At 64.0% G+C, this 17157-nt stretch carries 16 protein-coding genes; 10 read left to right on the plus strand and 6 right to left on the minus strand.

Going from position 1 to position 17157, the window contains the following annotated elements:
* The first annotated feature begins 1 nt into the window (after nt 1).
* The 8 genes from AXZ77_RS09600 (at nt 2) to AXZ77_RS09635 (ending at nt 6979) form a co-directional block, all read left to right on the plus strand.
* On the plus strand, nt 2-958 hold the full coding sequence (locus AXZ77_RS09600; RefSeq protein ID WP_098410979.1) for an MBL fold metallo-hydrolase: 957 nt from the start codon (nt 2-4) through the stop codon (nt 956-958).
* Nucleotides 959-966: 8 nt separating this feature from the next.
* Complete coding sequence (locus AXZ77_RS09605; protein ID WP_098410980.1) at nt 967-1521, plus strand: thioredoxin family protein; 555 nt, start codon at nt 967-969, stop codon at nt 1519-1521.
* Nucleotides 1518-2180, plus strand: a complete 663-nt coding sequence (locus tag AXZ77_RS09610) for a phosphoglycolate phosphatase (RefSeq protein ID WP_078520689.1) — start codon at nt 1518-1520, stop codon at nt 2178-2180. Before AXZ77_RS09605 ends, AXZ77_RS09610 begins: the two co-directional genes overlap by 4 nt.
* Nucleotides 2174-2875, plus strand: a complete 702-nt coding sequence (locus tag AXZ77_RS09615) for an HAD family hydrolase (RefSeq protein ID WP_098410981.1) — start codon at nt 2174-2176, stop codon at nt 2873-2875. Before AXZ77_RS09610 ends, AXZ77_RS09615 begins: the two co-directional genes overlap by 7 nt.
* Before the next feature lie 48 nt (nt 2876-2923).
* Nucleotides 2924-3787 (plus strand): MBL fold metallo-hydrolase, encoded by an 864-nt coding sequence (locus tag AXZ77_RS09620; protein ID WP_176536095.1) that lies wholly within the window; start codon nt 2924-2926, stop codon nt 3785-3787.
* Nucleotides 3788-3856: 69 nt separating this feature from the next.
* Complete coding sequence (locus tag AXZ77_RS09625) at nt 3857-4297, plus strand: TIGR01244 family sulfur transferase (protein WP_098410983.1); 441 nt, start codon at nt 3857-3859, stop codon at nt 4295-4297.
* A 24-nt stretch (nt 4298-4321) separates the two neighbouring features.
* On the plus strand, nt 4322-6073 hold the full coding sequence (locus AXZ77_RS09630) for a SulP family inorganic anion transporter (protein WP_098410984.1): 1752 nt from the start codon (nt 4322-4324) through the stop codon (nt 6071-6073).
* Between the two features lie 138 nt (nt 6074-6211).
* Nucleotides 6212-6979, plus strand: a complete 768-nt coding sequence (locus AXZ77_RS09635; RefSeq protein WP_098410985.1) for a LuxR family transcriptional regulator — start codon at nt 6212-6214, stop codon at nt 6977-6979.
* Nucleotides 6980-7065: 86 nt separating this feature from the next.
* Here AXZ77_RS09635 and tsf read toward each other — a convergent pair whose 3' ends face one another.
* The 6 genes from tsf to trkA form a co-directional block, all read right to left on the minus strand.
* Nucleotides 7066-7947 (minus strand): translation elongation factor Ts, encoded by an 882-nt coding sequence (tsf, locus tag AXZ77_RS09640; RefSeq protein WP_098410986.1) that lies wholly within the window; start codon nt 7945-7947, stop codon nt 7066-7068.
* A 73-nt stretch (nt 7948-8020) separates the two neighbouring features.
* Nucleotides 8021-8788, minus strand: a complete 768-nt coding sequence (gene rpsB, locus AXZ77_RS09645; RefSeq protein WP_098410987.1) for a 30S ribosomal protein S2 — start codon at nt 8786-8788, stop codon at nt 8021-8023.
* Nucleotides 8789-9060: 272 nt separating this feature from the next.
* On the minus strand, nt 9061-10347 hold the full coding sequence (gene hflX, locus AXZ77_RS09650) for a GTPase HflX (RefSeq protein WP_255266457.1): 1287 nt from the start codon (nt 10345-10347) through the stop codon (nt 9061-9063).
* Nucleotides 10348-10380: 33 nt separating this feature from the next.
* Complete coding sequence (gene hfq / locus AXZ77_RS09655; protein WP_038060695.1) at nt 10381-10614, minus strand: RNA chaperone Hfq; 234 nt, start codon at nt 10612-10614, stop codon at nt 10381-10383.
* Nucleotides 10615-10763: 149 nt separating this feature from the next.
* Nucleotides 10764-12287, minus strand: a complete 1524-nt coding sequence (locus AXZ77_RS09660) for a TrkH family potassium uptake protein (protein ID WP_083076861.1) — start codon at nt 12285-12287, stop codon at nt 10764-10766.
* Nucleotides 12288-12299: 12 nt separating this feature from the next.
* Complete coding sequence (trkA, locus tag AXZ77_RS09665; protein ID WP_098410988.1) at nt 12300-13676, minus strand: Trk system potassium transporter TrkA; 1377 nt, start codon at nt 13674-13676, stop codon at nt 12300-12302.
* A gap of 397 nt (nt 13677-14073) precedes the next feature.
* Here trkA and AXZ77_RS09670 point away from each other — a divergent pair, with 397 nt between their 5' ends.
* The gene (locus tag AXZ77_RS09670) at nt 14074-15708 is read left to right on the plus strand and encodes a phospholipase C (RefSeq protein WP_098410989.1); all 1635 of its coding nucleotides are present in this window, start codon (nt 14074-14076) and stop codon (nt 15706-15708) included.
* 4 nt (nt 15709-15712) lie between these two features.
* Nucleotides 15713-17092: a cytochrome-c peroxidase gene (locus tag AXZ77_RS09675; RefSeq protein ID WP_098410990.1), complete on the plus strand. Its 1380-nt coding sequence runs from the start codon at nt 15713-15715 to the stop codon at nt 17090-17092.
* Nucleotides 17093-17157: the final 65 nt, after the last annotated feature.

Here is a 17157-nt window from a genome sequence, read left to right on the forward strand (position 1 = left end):
TATGAAAAAACTCATCCTGACCAGCGCCTTGGCGGCGCTTCTTCATGTGAGTCCCGCGCTCGCCTCTGAGGACGTGCCGGACATGTATCCCGGCTCCGTGCTCTATTCGAAACCCTATGAGGTGATCCCCGGCGTCTGGACCTCGATCGGCGCGACCGCGCCGCCGACCTATGAGAATTCGGGCCATAACAACAATCTCAGCTTCATCGTCACCGGCGATGGCGTGGTCGTTGTGAATTCCGGCGCGTCCTATCAGCTCGCCCGCGCGCTGCATGACGAGATCAAGGCGGTGACCGATCAGCCGGTGAAGCTGGTGATCAACGAGAACGGTCAGGGCCACGCGATGCTCGGCAATAATTACTGGATCGAACAGGGTGTGCCGGTGCTCGCCCATGTCGATGCGGCGGCCGAGTTCGAGCATGACGCGGGCGGCGCTTTCGAGGCGCTGAAAAATTACGGCAAGGAGACCGCCGAGGGCACCGATCCGAAGCTGCCCACCGAGACCTTCGAGGACAAGCGCGTCATCGAAATGGGCGACATGACCATCGAAGTGATGCATCTCGGCCCCGCGCACAGCCCCGGCGACACGCAGGTCTGGCTGCCGGAACAGAAGTTCATGATCGCGGGCGATATCGCCTTTTCCGAACGGATGCCGCCGATCTTCTCGGGCACCTGCACGAGCTGCTGGATCGAGACCTTCGAGACCAAATTCGCGCCGCTGGAGCCTGCCTTCATCATCCCCGGCCACGGCCATCCGACCAATCTCGACAAGGTCACCCGAGGCACGACGGGCTACCTGAAATATCTGCGCGGCAAGATCGGTGAGCATATCGACAATGGTGGCGATCTGACCGAGGCCTACTACGTGGATCAGAGCCCCTACAAAAACCTCGACACGTTCGAGGAACTGGCGACGAAGAACGCGGGCGTCGTCTACGAGGAAATGGAATTCGAATAGGAGGTCTCATGGCCGTCACACCCCCCGTCTGCGATTTCGGCTGGAACGCTCCGGGCTTCACCCTGCCCGGCACCGATGGCAAGCAATACAGCTTTGACGACATCCGTGGCCCCAAGGGCACGCTCGTGATGTTCATCTGCAACCATTGCCCCTATGTCCAGTCGATCCTCGACCGCATCCTGCGCGATGCGGCGGAGTTGCAGAAGGCGGGGATCGGGGTCGTGGCGATCTCGGCCAACGATGTCGACGACTACCCGCAGGACAGCTTCGAAAACATGGCCAAACTGGCCGAGGAGAAGGGCTTCCCCTTCCCCTATCTCTATGACGAAAGCCAGGCGGTGGCGAAGGCTTACGGCGCCGCCTGCACCCCCGATTTCTTCGGCTTCAACGCCGAGGACGGGCTGCAATATCGCGGGCGTCTCGATGCCTCGACCAAGCAGGCCGCTGCGGCAGATGCCAAGCGCGAGCTGTACGAGGGCATGATGATGGTCGTGGAAACCGGCGAAGGCCCGCGCGATCAGATCCCGTCGATGGGCTGCTCGATCAAGTGGAAAGCCGCATGAGCGACGCCCCTTCCGTCATCTTCGACCTCGACGGGACGCTGATCGACTCCGTGCCCGCGATCCATGCCGTCTCGAATGCCGTTCTGACCGAGATGGGCTTCGAGCCGCTCTCGCTGCCGATGATCCGAAGCTTCGTCGGCAAGGGTGTGCCCAATCTCGTGCGCCAACTCCTCATAACCTCGGGCGAAGACCCGGACGGGCCGCTTTTCGCCCGCGTGGAGCACGCGCTGATCGCGCGCTACGAGACGGACGTGGAGGGCAACGTGCCCTATCCGAACGTGATCGCCGCGCTCGACACGCTCAAGGAGATGGGCTGCCGGATGGCTGTGTGCACCAACAAGCCCTTCGCGCCGGCCGAGGCCGCTTTGCGCCATGTCGGTCTCTGGGAGTATTTCGAACTGACGCTGGGCGGGGATTCCATGCCCACCCGCAAGCCCGAGCCGCAGATGCTGCACCATTGCCATCAGGCACTTGGCGGCGGCGCGATGATCTATGTCGGCGACTCGGAGGTCGATGCGGAGACGGCGGTGAACGCGCAGGCCCCCTTCGCGATCTATTCCGAAGGCTATCGCAAGACGCCGCTGACCGAAGTGCCCCATGACGTGGCCTTCTCGGATTGGGCGATGCTGCCTGGTCTGGTGGAGGGCTGGAAATGGTAAGCGCGCTGATCTTCGACGTCGACGGCACGCTGGCCGAGACCGAAGAAGCGCATCGCCGCGCCTTCAACGAGACTTTCGCGGCGCGCGGCGTCGACTGGAACTGGTCGCAGGAGACCTACCGCGAACTCCTGAAGACCACCGGCGGCAAGGAGCGCATGGCGCGCCACCGCGAGGTCATGGGTTTCGGCCCCTCTGACGACGAAATCGCCGATCTGCACAAGATCAAGACCCGGCGTTATGTCGAGATCATCACCGACGGCGAGGTGCCGCTGCGCCCCGGCGTGGCGCGGCTGATCGCCAATGCGCGCGACGCTGGAATGAAGCTCGCCATCGCCACGACCACGAACCGGCCCAATGTCGATGCGCTGATCCGCGCGACGCTGGGCGCCGATCCCGACCACCTGTTCGACGCGATTGCAGCCGGAGACGAGGTGGAGACCAAGAAACCCGCGCCGGACGTGTTCGAGCTGGCGCTGAACCGGTTGCATCTGCCGCCCGAGGCCTGCATCGCTTTCGAGGATAGCGAAATGGGTCTACAATCGGCGCAAGGGGCCGGGCTGCGCGTCTTGGTGACCCCTTCGGCCTATACCGACGGGGGCGATTTCTCGAGCGCGGAGTGGGTTCTTCCCGACCTCTCGCATCCCTTACCGCCCGAGATCACGAGAGGGCTGGGACAGAGTGCCGCAATTTCATAAGATTATCCCCGGCTATATCTGCTGGGCAGGTTAACGGAGGCCACCATGATCAAACCTGACGTTAAAGCGTTTTTCGACACCGCGACTTTCACCGTCTCTTACGTGGTGAAAGATCCGGACAGCAAATCCTGCGCCATCGTCGATAGCGTGCTCGATTTCGACTATTCCTCGGGTCGCACGGATACCAAATCCGCCGACGAGGTCATCGCCTATGTGACCGAACAGGGGCTCGAGGTGGAATGGATCCTCGAGAGCCATGTCCATGCAGACCACCTTTCCGCCGCGCCCTATATCCAGGAGCGCGTCGGCGGCAAGATCGGTATCGGCGACCGCATTCAGGTCGTGCAGGACACCTTCGGCAAGATCTTCAACGAAGGCACCGAATTCCAGCGCGACGGCTCGCAGTTCGACAAGCTCTTCAAGGAAGGCGACACGTTCACCGTGGGCGCGCTCGAGGGCCGCGTTCTGCACACGCCGGGCCACACGCCCGCTTGCCTCACCTACGTGATCGGCGATGCGGCCTTTGTGGGCGATACGCTCTTCATGCCCGATTTCGGCACGGCGCGCTGCGACTTCCCCGGGGGCTCGGCGGAAACGCTCTATTCCTCGATCCAGAAGATCCTCACGCTGCCCGACGAGACCCGCATCTTCGTGGGCCACGACTACAAAGCACCGGGCCGCGACGAATATGCGTGGGAAACCAGCGTGGCCGAGGAAAAGGCCCGCAATATCCATATCGGCGGCGGCAAGTCCGAGGCCGAGTTCGTCAAGATGCGCACCGAGCGCGACGCGACGCTGGCGATGCCCAAGCTGATCATTCCCTCGCTGCAGGTGAACATGCGCGCAGGCCAGATGCCGCCCGCCGATGACGAGGGCAAGACCTATCTCAAGGTCCCGGTGAACGGGCTCTGAACAGACAAACCTAAAGGGGCGGGCTAGACCCGCCCTTCTCTCCCCTACAGGCAGGACAACAGGACCAATATGGAACCGCGCAAACTTTCCGACGATTTCTCCGTCTCCCCGCAGATCGAGCCCGAAGACGTCGCCAAGCTCGCCGAGATGGGCTTTCGCACGCTGATCACGAACCGCCCCGACGAAGAGGTCGAGGACGACAAATACCTGTCGGCTAATATCGCGAAGCTCTGTGCGCAATACGGGCTGAACTATCACTACCTGCCCTATTACCCCGGCGAGATGACCTTCGATCTGGTCCATGATTACGAGGCGATCATGAACACCGCGCCGAAGCCCGCCTTCGGCTATTGCCGCTCGGGCACGCGTTCGTCGCATCTCTGGGGCATGAGCCAGGCCGGTCGGATGGATCTCGACAAGATCATCGAGGCTGCGGCCAATGCGGGCTATGACCATTCCTCGCTGATGCCGGTGCTGAAATTCTACGCCACGCGCCGCGGCAAGGTTTGATCCGCGCCTAATCCGAAGACCGAGATGCTCAAACGCTACCTGCCGATCCTCAGCTGGGGGCGCGACTACGATCGCCCGACCTTCGAGGCCGACCTGATCGCGGCTGTGATTGTGACGATCATGCTGATCCCGCAATCGCTGGCCTATTCGCTGCTGGCTGGCATGCCGCCGGAATACGGGCTCTACGCCTCGGTGCTGCCGCTCTTGATCTACGGGGTCTTCGGCACCTCGCGGCCTCTGGCCGTGGGGCCGGTCGCGGTGATCTCGCTGATGACGGCAGCCGCGGTGGGCAAGGTTGCGGCGCAGGGCACACCCGAATATATCGCCGCCGCCGTGGCGCTGGCCTTCCTGTCGGGCGTGATGCTGGTGATCATGGGCTTCCTGCGGATGGGCTTCATCACGGCCTTTCTCAGCCACCCGGTTCTGTCGGGCTTCACCTCCGCCGTCGGCATCCTGATCGCCGCGGGCCAGATGAAGCATTTCTTCGGCATCCAAGGCGAAAGCGGCGGCATCTTCGACATTCTCGGCGGCCTTTGGGCGCATCTCGGCCAGACCAACGCCTACACGGTCGTGATCTCGATCCTGTCGCTGGTCTTCCTGTTCTGGGCGCGGCGCGGACTGAAGCCGCGGCTGCTGAAAGCGGGGCTGTCCGAGCGGCTCGCGGCGATCCTGACCCGCGCGGCCCCCGTCTATGCCGTGGCGGCGACCATTCTGATCACCTGGCTCTTCGGGCTGGAGGGGCGCGGCGTCCGCGTGGTCGGCACCGTGCCGCTGGGCTTCCCGACGCCGAGCCTTCCGCCCGCCGATCTCGCGCTTTGGAAAGAGCTTTTCGTCCCGGCGCTGCTGATCGCGATCATCGGCTATGTCGAGACGATCTCCGTCGCCCAGACGCTGGCTGCGAAAAAGCGTCAGCGCATCGATCCGGATCAGGAATTCATCGCCCTTGGCGGCGCCTCCATCGGCTCCGCGATCTCGGGCGCTTTCCCGGTCACGGGCGGGTTTGCGCGCTCCGTCGTCAGTTTCGAGGCCGGCGCCACAACGCCCGCCGCCGGGGCCTTCACCGCGATCGGCGTGGCGCTCGCGACCTTCACCCTGACCCCGGCCCTCTATTACCTGCCGCAAGCGACGCTCGCGGCCACGATCTTCGTCTCGGTGCTGACGCTCGTCGATACCAAAGCGCTCAAGCGCACGTTCAAATACGCACCTCGCGAAGGCGTCGGCATGGCGCTGACCGTGCTGGTCACGCTGATCTGGGGCGTCGAGGACGGTATCGCTTTCGGCGTCATCCTCTCGATCGCGCTGCGGTTGTGGGCCAGCTCGCGCCCGCATGTGGCCGAGCTGGGTCAGGTTCCCGGCACCGAGCATTTCCGCAACATCCAGCGCCACCGCGTCAGCTGCGCGCCGGGCGTCCTCAGCCTGCGCATCGACGAGAGCCTCTGGTTCCCGAATGCCCGCTTCGTCGAGGAGATGATCTACGACCGCATCGCCAGCGACGAGACGATCAAGCATGTCGTGCTGAACTGCCCCGCGATCAACCATATCGACATGTCCGCGCTCGAGGCGCTGGAAGAGGTGAACGACCAGCTGAACGATGCGGGCGTGCGGCTGCACCTGTCCGAAGTGAAGGGCCCGGTGATGGACAGGCTCACGCGTTCGGACCTGATCACCCATCTGACCGGGCAGATCTACCTCACCCATTACGACGCGCTCGCGACGCTTGCCCCCGAGACCACTCAGGGCTGTGCGCATGAGACCCGCATCGAGACCCATCGCTAAGGAATTTCTGCACTCCACGCGGGTTGCCATGACGCCCGAAAAATAAGACATTCGGATAGATTTTCCGGCGCGGGGTAGTTGTGCGCCGGAATAGTAGTAACGAGCTACGCGACCTACCGAAATGTGAGGTGAAACGCGATGTTATCCTTTTGCGAGGCAGTCTTACGCGCGAAATCCGTTCAAGAGATCTGGACGCGTCATTGCCACGAAATGGAACGATTTGGGTTCGACCGTTTGATCTACGGATTCACGAGTTTCCGTAAGGGAAACAATTTTGGCCACGAAGACGATTTGTTGATCCTTTCGAACCACGCAAAGGAATATCTCGACATCTTCATCGGTGAGGCGAAATACCGCCACGCGCCGATGGTGCAATGGACTGCCGAGAATGACGGCGCGTGCTCGTGGCGGGTGGTCGCGGATCGCGCGATGCGGGGCGAGTTGACCCCGGGCGAGATCGAAGTGATCGAACTCAACCACCGTTTCGGCATCATCGCGGGCTATTCGATCGGCTTTTCCGACCCGCTCTCCTACGCGCGCGGCGCCATCGGCCTCGTGGGGCGGCCGGGATTGAGCCAGGACGAAGTCGACCGCATCTGGCGCGAGAACGAGCGCGAGTTGATGGTGATGAACAGCCTCGTGCATCTGCGCATCTCCACCATGCCCTATTCCACTGGGCGCCGCCCGCTGACGGATCGGCAACGCGAAGTGCTCGAATGGGTGGCCGAGGGGAAGACGACCGCCGATATCGCGATCATCATGGGGCTGACACCGTCCACGGTGGAGAAACACCTGCGGCTTGCGCGCGAAGCGCTCGATGTCGACACCACCGCGCAGGCGGTGATGAAAGCCTCGGTGCAAAAGCAGATCTTCCTCAACGCCTCGCATGCGGCGGCGGCACGTTAAGATCGCCGCTCAACACTCTGCTAGAATACGAAAAACGCCGCCCCGATCAGGGCGGCGTTTTCCGATTTCAAAGAAGAGGCGCGGGCTTAGTTGCCAGCTGCGGTCTTCGCCACTTCGGCGGCGAAATCTTCTTCTTTCTTCTCGATACCTTCGCCGACTTCCATCCGGACGAAGCCGGTGATTTCGACGCCAGCTTCTTTCGCAGCCTGACCGACGGTGAGGTCGGGGTTGACGACGAATTGCTGGTTCAGCAGCGTGACTTCCGCGGTGAATTTCTTCATGCGGCCTTCGATCATCTTCTCGATCACCTGCTCGGGCTTGCCCGATTCACGTGCGATGTCGATCTGAACCTGCTTTTCCTTCTCGAGGACCGAGGGGTCGAGATCGGCTTCCGACAGCGCGGCCGGGTTGGTCGCGGCGATATGCATCGCGATCTGCTTGCCGATGCCGTTGTCGGCGCCGTTCAGCGCGACGAGCACACCGATCTTGCCCATGCCTTCAGCGGCGGCGTTGTGCACGTAATGCACCAGCGTGTCGCCTTCGAGGATGTGCATGCGGCGCAGGTTCATGTTCTCGCCGATACGCGCGATGGCGTCGGTGATCACGTCTTCGACCTTCTTGCCGTTGAGATGGGCGGTCTTGACGACCTCGACATCTTCACCGGTTTCCAGCGCGACTTCCGCGATGTCGGAGACGAGCTTCTGGAAATCGGCGTTCTTCGCGACGAAGTCGGTTTCCGAGTTCATCTCGATCGCGACGCCCTTGCCGTTGTTCACGGCGACAGCGACGAGACCTTCAGCCGCGACGCGGCCGGATTTCTTCGCGGCTTTCGCGAGGCCCTTGGTGCGCAGCCAGTCAACGGCGGCGTCCATGTCGCCATCGGTCTCGGTCAGCGCTTTTTTCGCGTCCATCATGCCTGCGCCGGTTGCTTCGCGCAGTTCCTTCACCTGAGCGGCGGTAATCGCCATGGTCGGATCTCCTTCAAGAACTCTGCGAGGGCGGGATACCCCGCCCTCATGTCATCTGGGTGACGGTCGTGGCTTACTCGGCCTCGGCCTCGGCCAGCGCCTCTTCGACCGGGGTCTCGGTGAGGGCACCGACATCGACGCCCGCCGCGCCCATCTGGGCCGACATGCCGTCGAGAGCTGCGCGCGAAGCGAGGTCGCAATAGAGCGCGATGGCGCGCGCCGCGTCATCGTTGCCCGGGATCACGTAATCCACGCCGTTCGGCGGGCAGTTGGTGTCGACCACGGCCACGACCGGGATGCCGAGCTTCTTGGCTTCCGCGATGGCGAGGTCTTCCTTGTTCACGTCGATCACGAACAGGAGGTCCGGCAGACCGCCCATTTCGCGGATACCACCGAGCGACGCCTGAAGCTTCGCCTGGTCACGCTCCATGCCGAGACGCTCTTTCTTGGTCAGGCCTTCAGCGCCCTGCTCGAGCTTCTCGTCGATCTCGTTGAGACGCTTGATCGACTGGGAGACGGTCTTCCAGTTGGTCAGCGTGCCGCCGAGCCAGCGGTGGTTCATGTAATACTGTGCGCATTTCTCAGCGGCTTCAGCGATCGGGCGAGCCGCCTGACGCTTGGTGCCGACGAAGAGAACGCGGCCGTTTTTCGCAACGGTATCGCGGATGACCTGCAGAGCCTGGTCGAGCATCGGAACGGTCTGGGTCAGATCGATGATGTGGATGCCGTTACGCTCGCCATAGATGTACTGACCCATACGGGGGTTCCAACGCTGCGTCTGGTGGCCAAAGTGAACGCCAGCTTCCAAGAGCTGACGCAGGGAGAATTCAGGAAGCGCCATGTCCAATTCCTTTTCCGGTTTGCGCCTGAGCGGAGGGTCTCAGGGCAGATGCCCCAACCGGTGGACCTTTGAGGATGTCTCCCCCATCGGCCCGCCTCCGCCTGTGAAGTGCGCGCGATATAGACCCAACGCGCGAGCTTGGCAACCCCTACCGGTCACGGGCGTCCCCGGGAAAACCAAGGCGCGCGCGCCTGCTTCGGCTTGGTGAAAATATCCCGGGGCGAATTCCCGTCAGCGAAGAGGGGCAGCGCCCCTGCCCCGGTCGACCCAGCCTACAGTGCCCGGAACCGGTTGCGCTGGCTGCCGGTCCATTCGACCTCGAAGGTCCAGCCCTCTTCAGTCTGGGTCTCGCCGCGGATCACATTCTGCTCGTGCAGCCATGCGCGCTTGCGCCCATCCGCGAAGCGAAGCGTGATTTCCTCGTGGTAGCGTTCTTCCGAGAGCTTTTCGTCGATCGCCGCCAGAAGCGCGTCGAGCCCGTCCCCGGTCAGCGCCGAGATCGCCTGCAGATCGGGCTCGCGCGCCTCCTGCACCATCAGCGCGCGGCGCTGATCGGGCGGAACCGCGTCCATCTTGTTCCAGACCTCGATCAGCGGCACTTCCTTGGCGACGCCGAGCTTGGCGAGAATGTCGTTCACATCCTCCGCCTGTTCCTCGGTCTCGGGATGCGAGATGTCGCGGACATGCAAGATCAGATCGGCTTCGAGCACCTCTTCCAGCGTCGCGCGGAAGGCGGCGACAAGCTGGGTCGGCAGGTCCGAGATGAAACCCACCGTGTCGGACAGGATCACCTTGCGCCCGGTGGGCAGTTCCAGCCCGCGCATCGTCGGGTCGAGCGTGGCGAACAGCATATCTTTCGCCAGCACTTCCGCCCCGGTCACGCGGTTGAACAGCGTGGATTTCCCGGCATTGGTGTAGCCCACCAGCGCCACGATCGGGAACGGCACCTTGCGGCGCGCGGCGCGGTGCAGCTCGCGGGTCTTCACGACCTTCGCAAGCTGACGGCGCAGACGCACGATCTGCTCGTCGATGGCACGGCGGTCGGCCTCGATCTGGGTCTCGCCGGGGCCGCCGACGAAGCCGAGCCCGCCGCGCTGACGCTCGAGGTGGGTCCAGGCCCGCACCAGCCGCGTGCGCTGATAACTGAGCGCGGCCAGCTCCACCTGCAACACACCTTCCCGGGTGCGCGCACGGTCGGCGAAAATCTCGAGGATCAGCCCGGTCCGGTCGAGGAGCTTCACCCCCCATTCCTTCTCGAGGTTACGCTGCTGCACGGGCGTCACCGGCCCGTCGATGAAGACAAGGTCGATCTCGTTCGCTTCCAGCCGCGCCTTGATCTCGGCGAGCTTACCCTGGCCGAACAGCTTGCCCGGCTCGGGCTTGCGCAGCTTCACGATCTCCTCGCCCACGACCTCCAGATGCGGCAGGGCCGCGGCCAGCGAGACCGCTTCGGACAGCGCGAATTGGGGCAAGTGCCGTTGGCCCTCTCGCGACGGAATGTCGGGATGGATCACGTAGGCCCGCGTGTCGGGCGTCTCGGTAGAGGTCGTTTCGCTCAAGATATGTATCGCTAAAGCCGCGTGCCGCGACGCTTAGTCGTCGCCTTCGTAAAGCGAAATAGGCTGTCCCGGCATGATCGTCGAGATCGCGTGCTTGTAGACAAGCTGAGATTGCCCATCGCGGCGCAGAAGCACGCAGAAGTTGTCAAACCAGGTGATGACGCCTTGCAGCTTCACCCCGTTGATCAGGAAAATCGTGACCGGAACCTTCGTTTTGCGAACGTGATTGAGGAATGCGTCCTGCAGGTTCTGTTTATCGCCAGCCATATTGTTCTTGCCCTTGTTCGTGTCTCGCGTCCGGGCGTCTGCGTCAAAGACACCCAGTTGAGTCAAGTATGCAGTGCACAGCGGGAGATTCCAGCCCAAAAAACAGTTTGTTAGGCCCTGAGCCAGAATTTGCGTATCAAATCCGGGATTCAGGAGCGCCAGAACTCGGGGTTGAAGAGCGCGATAATGGCCAGCGTCTCGAGCCGCCCAAGCACCATGGCAAAGGCGAATATAGCCTTGATGGGCTCGCTCAAATGGGCCCAGCTCAGCGGCACATCCGCCGCGATCCCCGCCAGCGGACCCGTATTCGACAGCGCCGCGATCGTCAGGATCGTCGCCGGCTCGAAAGACAGGCCGAACAGCGAAACCGCCATCATCACCCCGCCGATCGAGATCGCAAACAGCATGAACACGATCCAGCTGATATAGGCGCCCTCCCGGCGCAGCCTGCGCGCCATCATGCCGCCGCCCGCGATGGAATTGGGGTAGATCAGCTTGTCGAGTTCGCGCTCGCCGTGGCGCAGCAGTGCGTAGACGCGCAGCAGCCGCACGCCGCCCGCCGTCGTCGCGACCCCGCCGCCGATGATCGCAAGCCCCGCGAGGATCAGCCCCGGCGTGCCCAGACCCGACCAGTCGCGCGCGTCATGCCACGCCGACGATTCGAAGCCGGTGGTGGTCAGGAAGGACAGCGAGGTGAAAAGCGAGCCCCAGATCGATTTGAAGATCGCGCCGAAATCGCCCGGCGTGCGTACTTCCAGCGCCGCGATCCAGTGGCGGATGAAGAGAAACAGCGGCACGAGGATCACCAGCGCCGCGGCCAGACGCAGCTCGGGATCGTCGATCAGCTTCGGCGAGGCGCGCAGCTCGCCCCCGCCCGGCCAGAGCCTGCGCGACAGCGCGGGCAGGAAGAACACGAAGATCACCATCTCGCCGGCCATGCCGGAGCGCGCATTGGCCATCCCGCCCACCGGCGAAATCCCCGAAGTCGACAGCGTGGACATCGCATGGATCAGCGCCGTCAGCGACCGGTCCCCCGCCATCAGCAGACAGACCCACAGCAGGACCGTCAGCCCGGTATAGATCGGCGCAAGCGACACCGCGTAATGGGCGATGCGCTCGGACATCTCCGCCCCGCCATCGGCTGCCGGGGCCGCGGCGGCTGGCGCGCCGGAAGGACCGCCCGAGAAGAACACCTCGAAGCCGCCCAGCCGCATCGGCGCGAGAACCGCGATCGCCATCACGAGGATGAAGAACCCGCCCATCCACGCGACCAGCCCGCGCCACAGATGGACCGACCCGACCAGCCGGGTGGGCTCGTAGAGCGTGCCGCCCGTGGTCGTGAAGGCCGAAACCATCTCCCACCAGCTGTTGAAGAACGAGGTGTCGCGCACCGCGATATAAAACGGCACCGCCAGCATCAGCGGCAGCACCGTGAAGGCGGCGAGCATGATCAGAAGGCTCGCCCGCCCGGCGCGCGCAGGCCGCGGGTTCGACCCGTTGGCCAAGCCGATCAGCGCGGTCGCGAACAAAAACAGCGTGGCCGAATAGAAGAAGGACCGCGCCGTATGGTGATGATGAGTCAAAAGCGCATGGATCGCCGGCACATACATCGCCAGCGCCGAGACTCCCATCAGGAGGATCGGCAGCGGCAAGGCCTTGATCATGCGTTCCATGCGGAGCGGCCCTTAGAAGAAGTCGATGGAGACCTGCAACAGGCGCTCCACTTCGGGCACATCGGAGGTCAGCGCGAACAGGACCACGATATCGCCTTCTTCGATGCGGGTATTGCCGGTGGGTTTGACGATCTTGTCGCCCTTGCGGATCGCGCCGATCAGCACGCCCTCGGGGAAATCGACATCGCGCACCGCCTTGCCCGACATCGGCGAGGTGCCCATGACCTGCGCCTCGATCGCCTCGCCCTCGGCATCGCCGATCGAGTAGATCGCGCGCACCCGGCCATGCCGGATATGGCGCAGGATCGAGGACACGGTGGTCGCGCGCGGGTTGATATAGGCGTCGATATCGAGCGCCGACAGCAAGGGCGCGAGCGTCGGGTCGTTGATCAGACAGATCGCCATCCGGCAGCCCGCCTGTTTCGCGCGCACCGAGACGAGGATATTGGTCTTGTCGTCATCGGTGATCGCCAGAACCGCATCGGCGGTGGCGATATTCGCCTCCTCCAGCAGTTCCGAGCTCATCCCGTCGCCATTGAGCACGATGGTCCGGTCCAGCGCATCGGCGGCCTTCTCGGCCTGCCCGCGCGAGCGTTCGATGATCTTGGCGCGCACCCGCTCGGTCCGCGCTTCGAGCGCCTTGGCCACGCTGAGGCCCACATTCCCGCCGCCGATGATGACGATGCGTTCCTGCTTCTGGGTGGATTTGCCGAAGATATCGAGCGTCCGGTTCACGTCCTCGACATGGGCGAAGACATAGATCTGGTCGCCCGCAAACAGCTGATCGCCCGGCTCGGGCGCGAACAGCCGCCCCTCGCGGCGAATGCCGACCACGACCGCGCGCAGCGTCGAGAACAGATCGGTGAGCTGGCGCAGCGGCGTGTCGAGCACCGGGCAATCGGCGTCCAGCTCGATCCCCAGAAGCTGCAGCTGCTCGTCGAGGAAGCTTTCCGTGTCGAAAGTCGAGGGTGCCGCCAGACGGCGCAGCGCGGCCTCGGCCACCTCGCGCTCAGGCGAGATGATCACGTCGATCGGCAGGTGATCGCGGCGGTAGAGATCGGAATATTGCGGCTGCAGATAGCTTTGCGCCCGGATGCGGGCGATCTTGCGCGTGATCCCGAAGACCGACATGGCGACCTGACAGGTCACCATGTTGACCTCGTCGGAATGGGTCGCGGCGATCATCAGATCGCAGTCGCGCGCCCCGGCCTGCTCCAGAATGTCGGGATGCGAGGCGAAGCCCACCACGCCCTGGACGTCGAGCGTATCGGCCGCGCGCCGCACCAGTTCGGGGTTGGAATCGACCACCGTGACGTCGTTGCGCTCGCCCGCCAGATGGCGCGCGATCTGCCAACCGACCTGACCCGCACCGCAGATGATAACCTTCATGGCAAATGCCTCCGCGCCTCGCTTGGCCCCTATCTAGGCCGCGTTGCGGGGGGTGGTCAAATAGCAAACGTGCAAGGCGCATGTCGCGGCGAAAACCTAAGCCCCTTCCTCTTGGGTAAAATATCCCGGGGGGCTCCCGCAGGGAGCGGGGGCAGAGCCCCCTCTTTCGCTGTTGATTGTCGCGCTCCGGCGACAGGGGCAGCGCCCCCGTTGCCGCAGCCTACGCCGATCACCGAACGCTCACGCTGCATCCCATCCGCGTGCATCCGCGCGGGTCTCACCCAGTGGTGATGGCGCGTGAGCGGGACTGTCACCAATTTGCCAAACACCGTCCCTAGCGACAGGCCACGCGCCCCGTAACTCACGGGGAAGCTGCCATTTGAATGAGGGACTTTACATGACCGACACGCTCCGCCTCACCGGTGCCGTCAGCGCACTCGCGCTGGCTTGCGCCGCCGCGACCGCCCAAGCGGGCACCTCCGCCGCCGCCGACACCCAGACCGCCACCCCGATCAAGCATCTCGTGGTGATCTTTCAGGAAAACGTCTCCTTCGACCACTACTTCGCAACCTACCCGAACGCCGCGAACCCCAAGGGCGAGCCGCAATTCACCGCCGCGAAAGACACGCCCAAGGCTGATACGCTCGCAAGCGCCGGTCTGCTGAAGAACAACCCCAACAAGACCAATGCCGCCAATGGCGCGAATGCCGCCGCCCCGTTCCGGCTCGACCGGACGCAGGCCGCGACTGCGGACCAGAACCACGGCTACACCGCCGAGCAGGCCGCGTTCCACGGTGGCAAGATGGATGCCTTCCCGGCCAATACCGGCAAGGGCACCAAGGGCGGCACCGGCGCCTTCGGCACCAAGGGTCAGGTGATGGGCTATTATGACGGCAACACCGTCACCGCGCTGTGGAACTACGCGCAAGCTTACGCGATGAACGACAACGCCTTCTCGAGCACCTTCGGCCCCTCGACGCCCGGCGCGATCAACCTCGTCTCGGGCCAGACCAATGGCGCAGTGCTGCCCAAGGGCTACAAGCTCGCGGCCGATGGCACCTATGACAAGGGGCGCGTCGTGCCCGACGGCAATGGCGGCTGGACGATGATCTCGGATCTCGACCCGACCGGCGATGTCTGCTCGAACCCGAAATACCCGACGACGCTGATGGGCGGCAAGAATATCGGCGATCTGCTGAACGCGAAACACGTCACCTGGGGCTGGTTCGAGGGCGGTTTCGATCTGACCGCGGTGAACGGCAACGGCACCACCGGCTGCGACCGCTCGTCGCTCTCGCAGGTGACCGGCGAGACCTCGAAGGACTACATCCCCCACCACGAGCCCTTCCAGTATTACAAATCGACCCAGAACCTCGATCACACCCGGCCCTCCTCGGTCGCTGCGATCGGCACCTCGGACGATGGCGGCGCGAACCACCAATATGACAGCAAGGATTTCTACGCCGCGCTGAAGAACGGCAACCTGCCGGCGGTGACGTTCCTCAAGGCGTCCGCCTATCAGGATGGCCATGCGGGCTATTCCGACCCGCTCGACGGGCAGGAATTCATCGTCAACGCGGTCAACGCGCTGCAGAAATCGAAGGACTGGAAGGACACCGCGATCGTCGTGACCTATGACGACTCCGATGGCTGGTATGACCACGCGATGGCGGTGGTGAACGGCTCGAACATCCCGGTCGCGGGCTATGACGTGCTCAATGGCGGCAAATGCGCCAGCGACAAGACGCTGCCCGGTCTCGACGGCAAGCCGGCGCAGGGCCGTTGCGGCTACGGCACCCGCATCCCGATGCTGGTGATCTCGCCCTATGCAAAGAAGAACGCAGTGGATCACACGCTGGTCGATCAATCCTCGGTCACCAAGTTCATCGAGGATAACTGGCTGAACGGGCAGCGCATCGGCCAGGGCTCCTTCGACGCACAGGCGGGCAAGCTCAACGGCATGTTCGACTTCTCGAAAGCGGCCAATGGCAAGCTGATCCTCGACCCGGCCACCGGCACCCCGAAGGGCTGAGGCGATGAGATTGCCGAACCTACGATTGATCACTCCCAAGACGATCCGTTCGGCAGAGGGGGCCGCGAGCATCACGCTCGCGGCCTTCCTTTCGGCCGCCTCCGTCGGAGCGGCGTCCGGCCCTGCGCCGGATGCGCCCCCTCAGGGCGATGCCGATCTGAGCGCCGTGGCCGCGATCGGCAAGGCGCTGTTTTCCGACCCCACGCTGTCAGCCAGTGGCCAGATGAGCTGCGCGAGCTGCCACGACCCGAAAAATCACTTCGCCCCCACCAATGCCCGCGCGGTGCAGCTTGGCGGGCCGCATCTCGACCTGCCCGGGCTGCGCGCGGTGCCCTCGCTTACCTATAGGCGCCAGACGCCGCCCTTCACCTTCGGCGTGCTCGACCCGACCTCGGAGGCGGGCGAAGCCGCGCCGCTCGCGGTCGCACAGCAAGGGGCGGGCGCGAAAGAGACCGCAGGGCCAAGCGCACCTACACAGCCCGCGCCGCGAAAAACCGCTGGCGCGCCCCCAGCCGCGAGCCCGGTGCCGCGCGGTGGTCTGTTCTGGGACGGACGCGCGGACACGCTACAAGAGCAGGCGCTGGCCGTCCTCTTCACCCATTTCGAGATGGCAGAGCCCGACCGCGCCACCCTCGCCGCGACCCTGCGCGCGCGCTACGGCGACCGTTTCGCGCAGCTCTTCGGCGCTTCCGTGCGCGACGACGACAAGATGCTGATCGACGAGGCCGCCTTCGCGCTGTCGCGCTACCAGACCGAGGCGGTGGAATTTCACCCCTATACCAGCAAATACGATGCCGTTCTCGCAGGCGAGGCGCAGCTGTCGCCCGCAGAAGCGCGCGGGCGGGCACTCTTCGACGATCCGAAGAAAGGCAATTGTGCGGCTTGCCATCTCGACACGCGGTCCGCCGATGGTCGCCCGCCGCAATTCACGGATTACGAATACGAGGCGCTCGGCGTGCCGCGCAACCCGGCGATCCCGGCCAATGCCGATCCGCATTATGTCGATCTCGGCCTGTGCGGCCCGCTGCGCCACGACGCGATTTCCGCGCAGCCCGGCAATTGCGGGATGTTCAAGACGCCGAGCCTGCGCAACGTCGCGACCCGGCACGTATTCTTCCACAACGGCGTCTATACGAGCCTGAAACAGGTGCTGCGCTTTTACGCCAAGCGCGACAGCGACCCGCGCGCGATCTACCCCATACGCGACGATCAGGTGGAGCGGTTCGACGATCTGCCCGCTCGGTATCAGGGAAATATCGACCGCACCGATGCGCCGTTCGGACGCGCACCCGAGGACGGCGACGCGCTTACCGAGGCCGAACAGGCGGATATCATCGCCTTCCTCCAAACGCTCACCGACGGCTACTCGCCTTCAGATGAGTGACTTGGGTCAAGGTTGATTGCCGTTTCGATCCGGCGGGCGACTGCGGCGGAAAAAATCGGTCGGCC

Origin of the sequence: Thioclava sp. ES.031 (genome assembly GCF_002563775.1) — a bacterium.
Lineage (GTDB): Bacteria > Pseudomonadota > Alphaproteobacteria > Rhodobacterales > Rhodobacteraceae > Thioclava.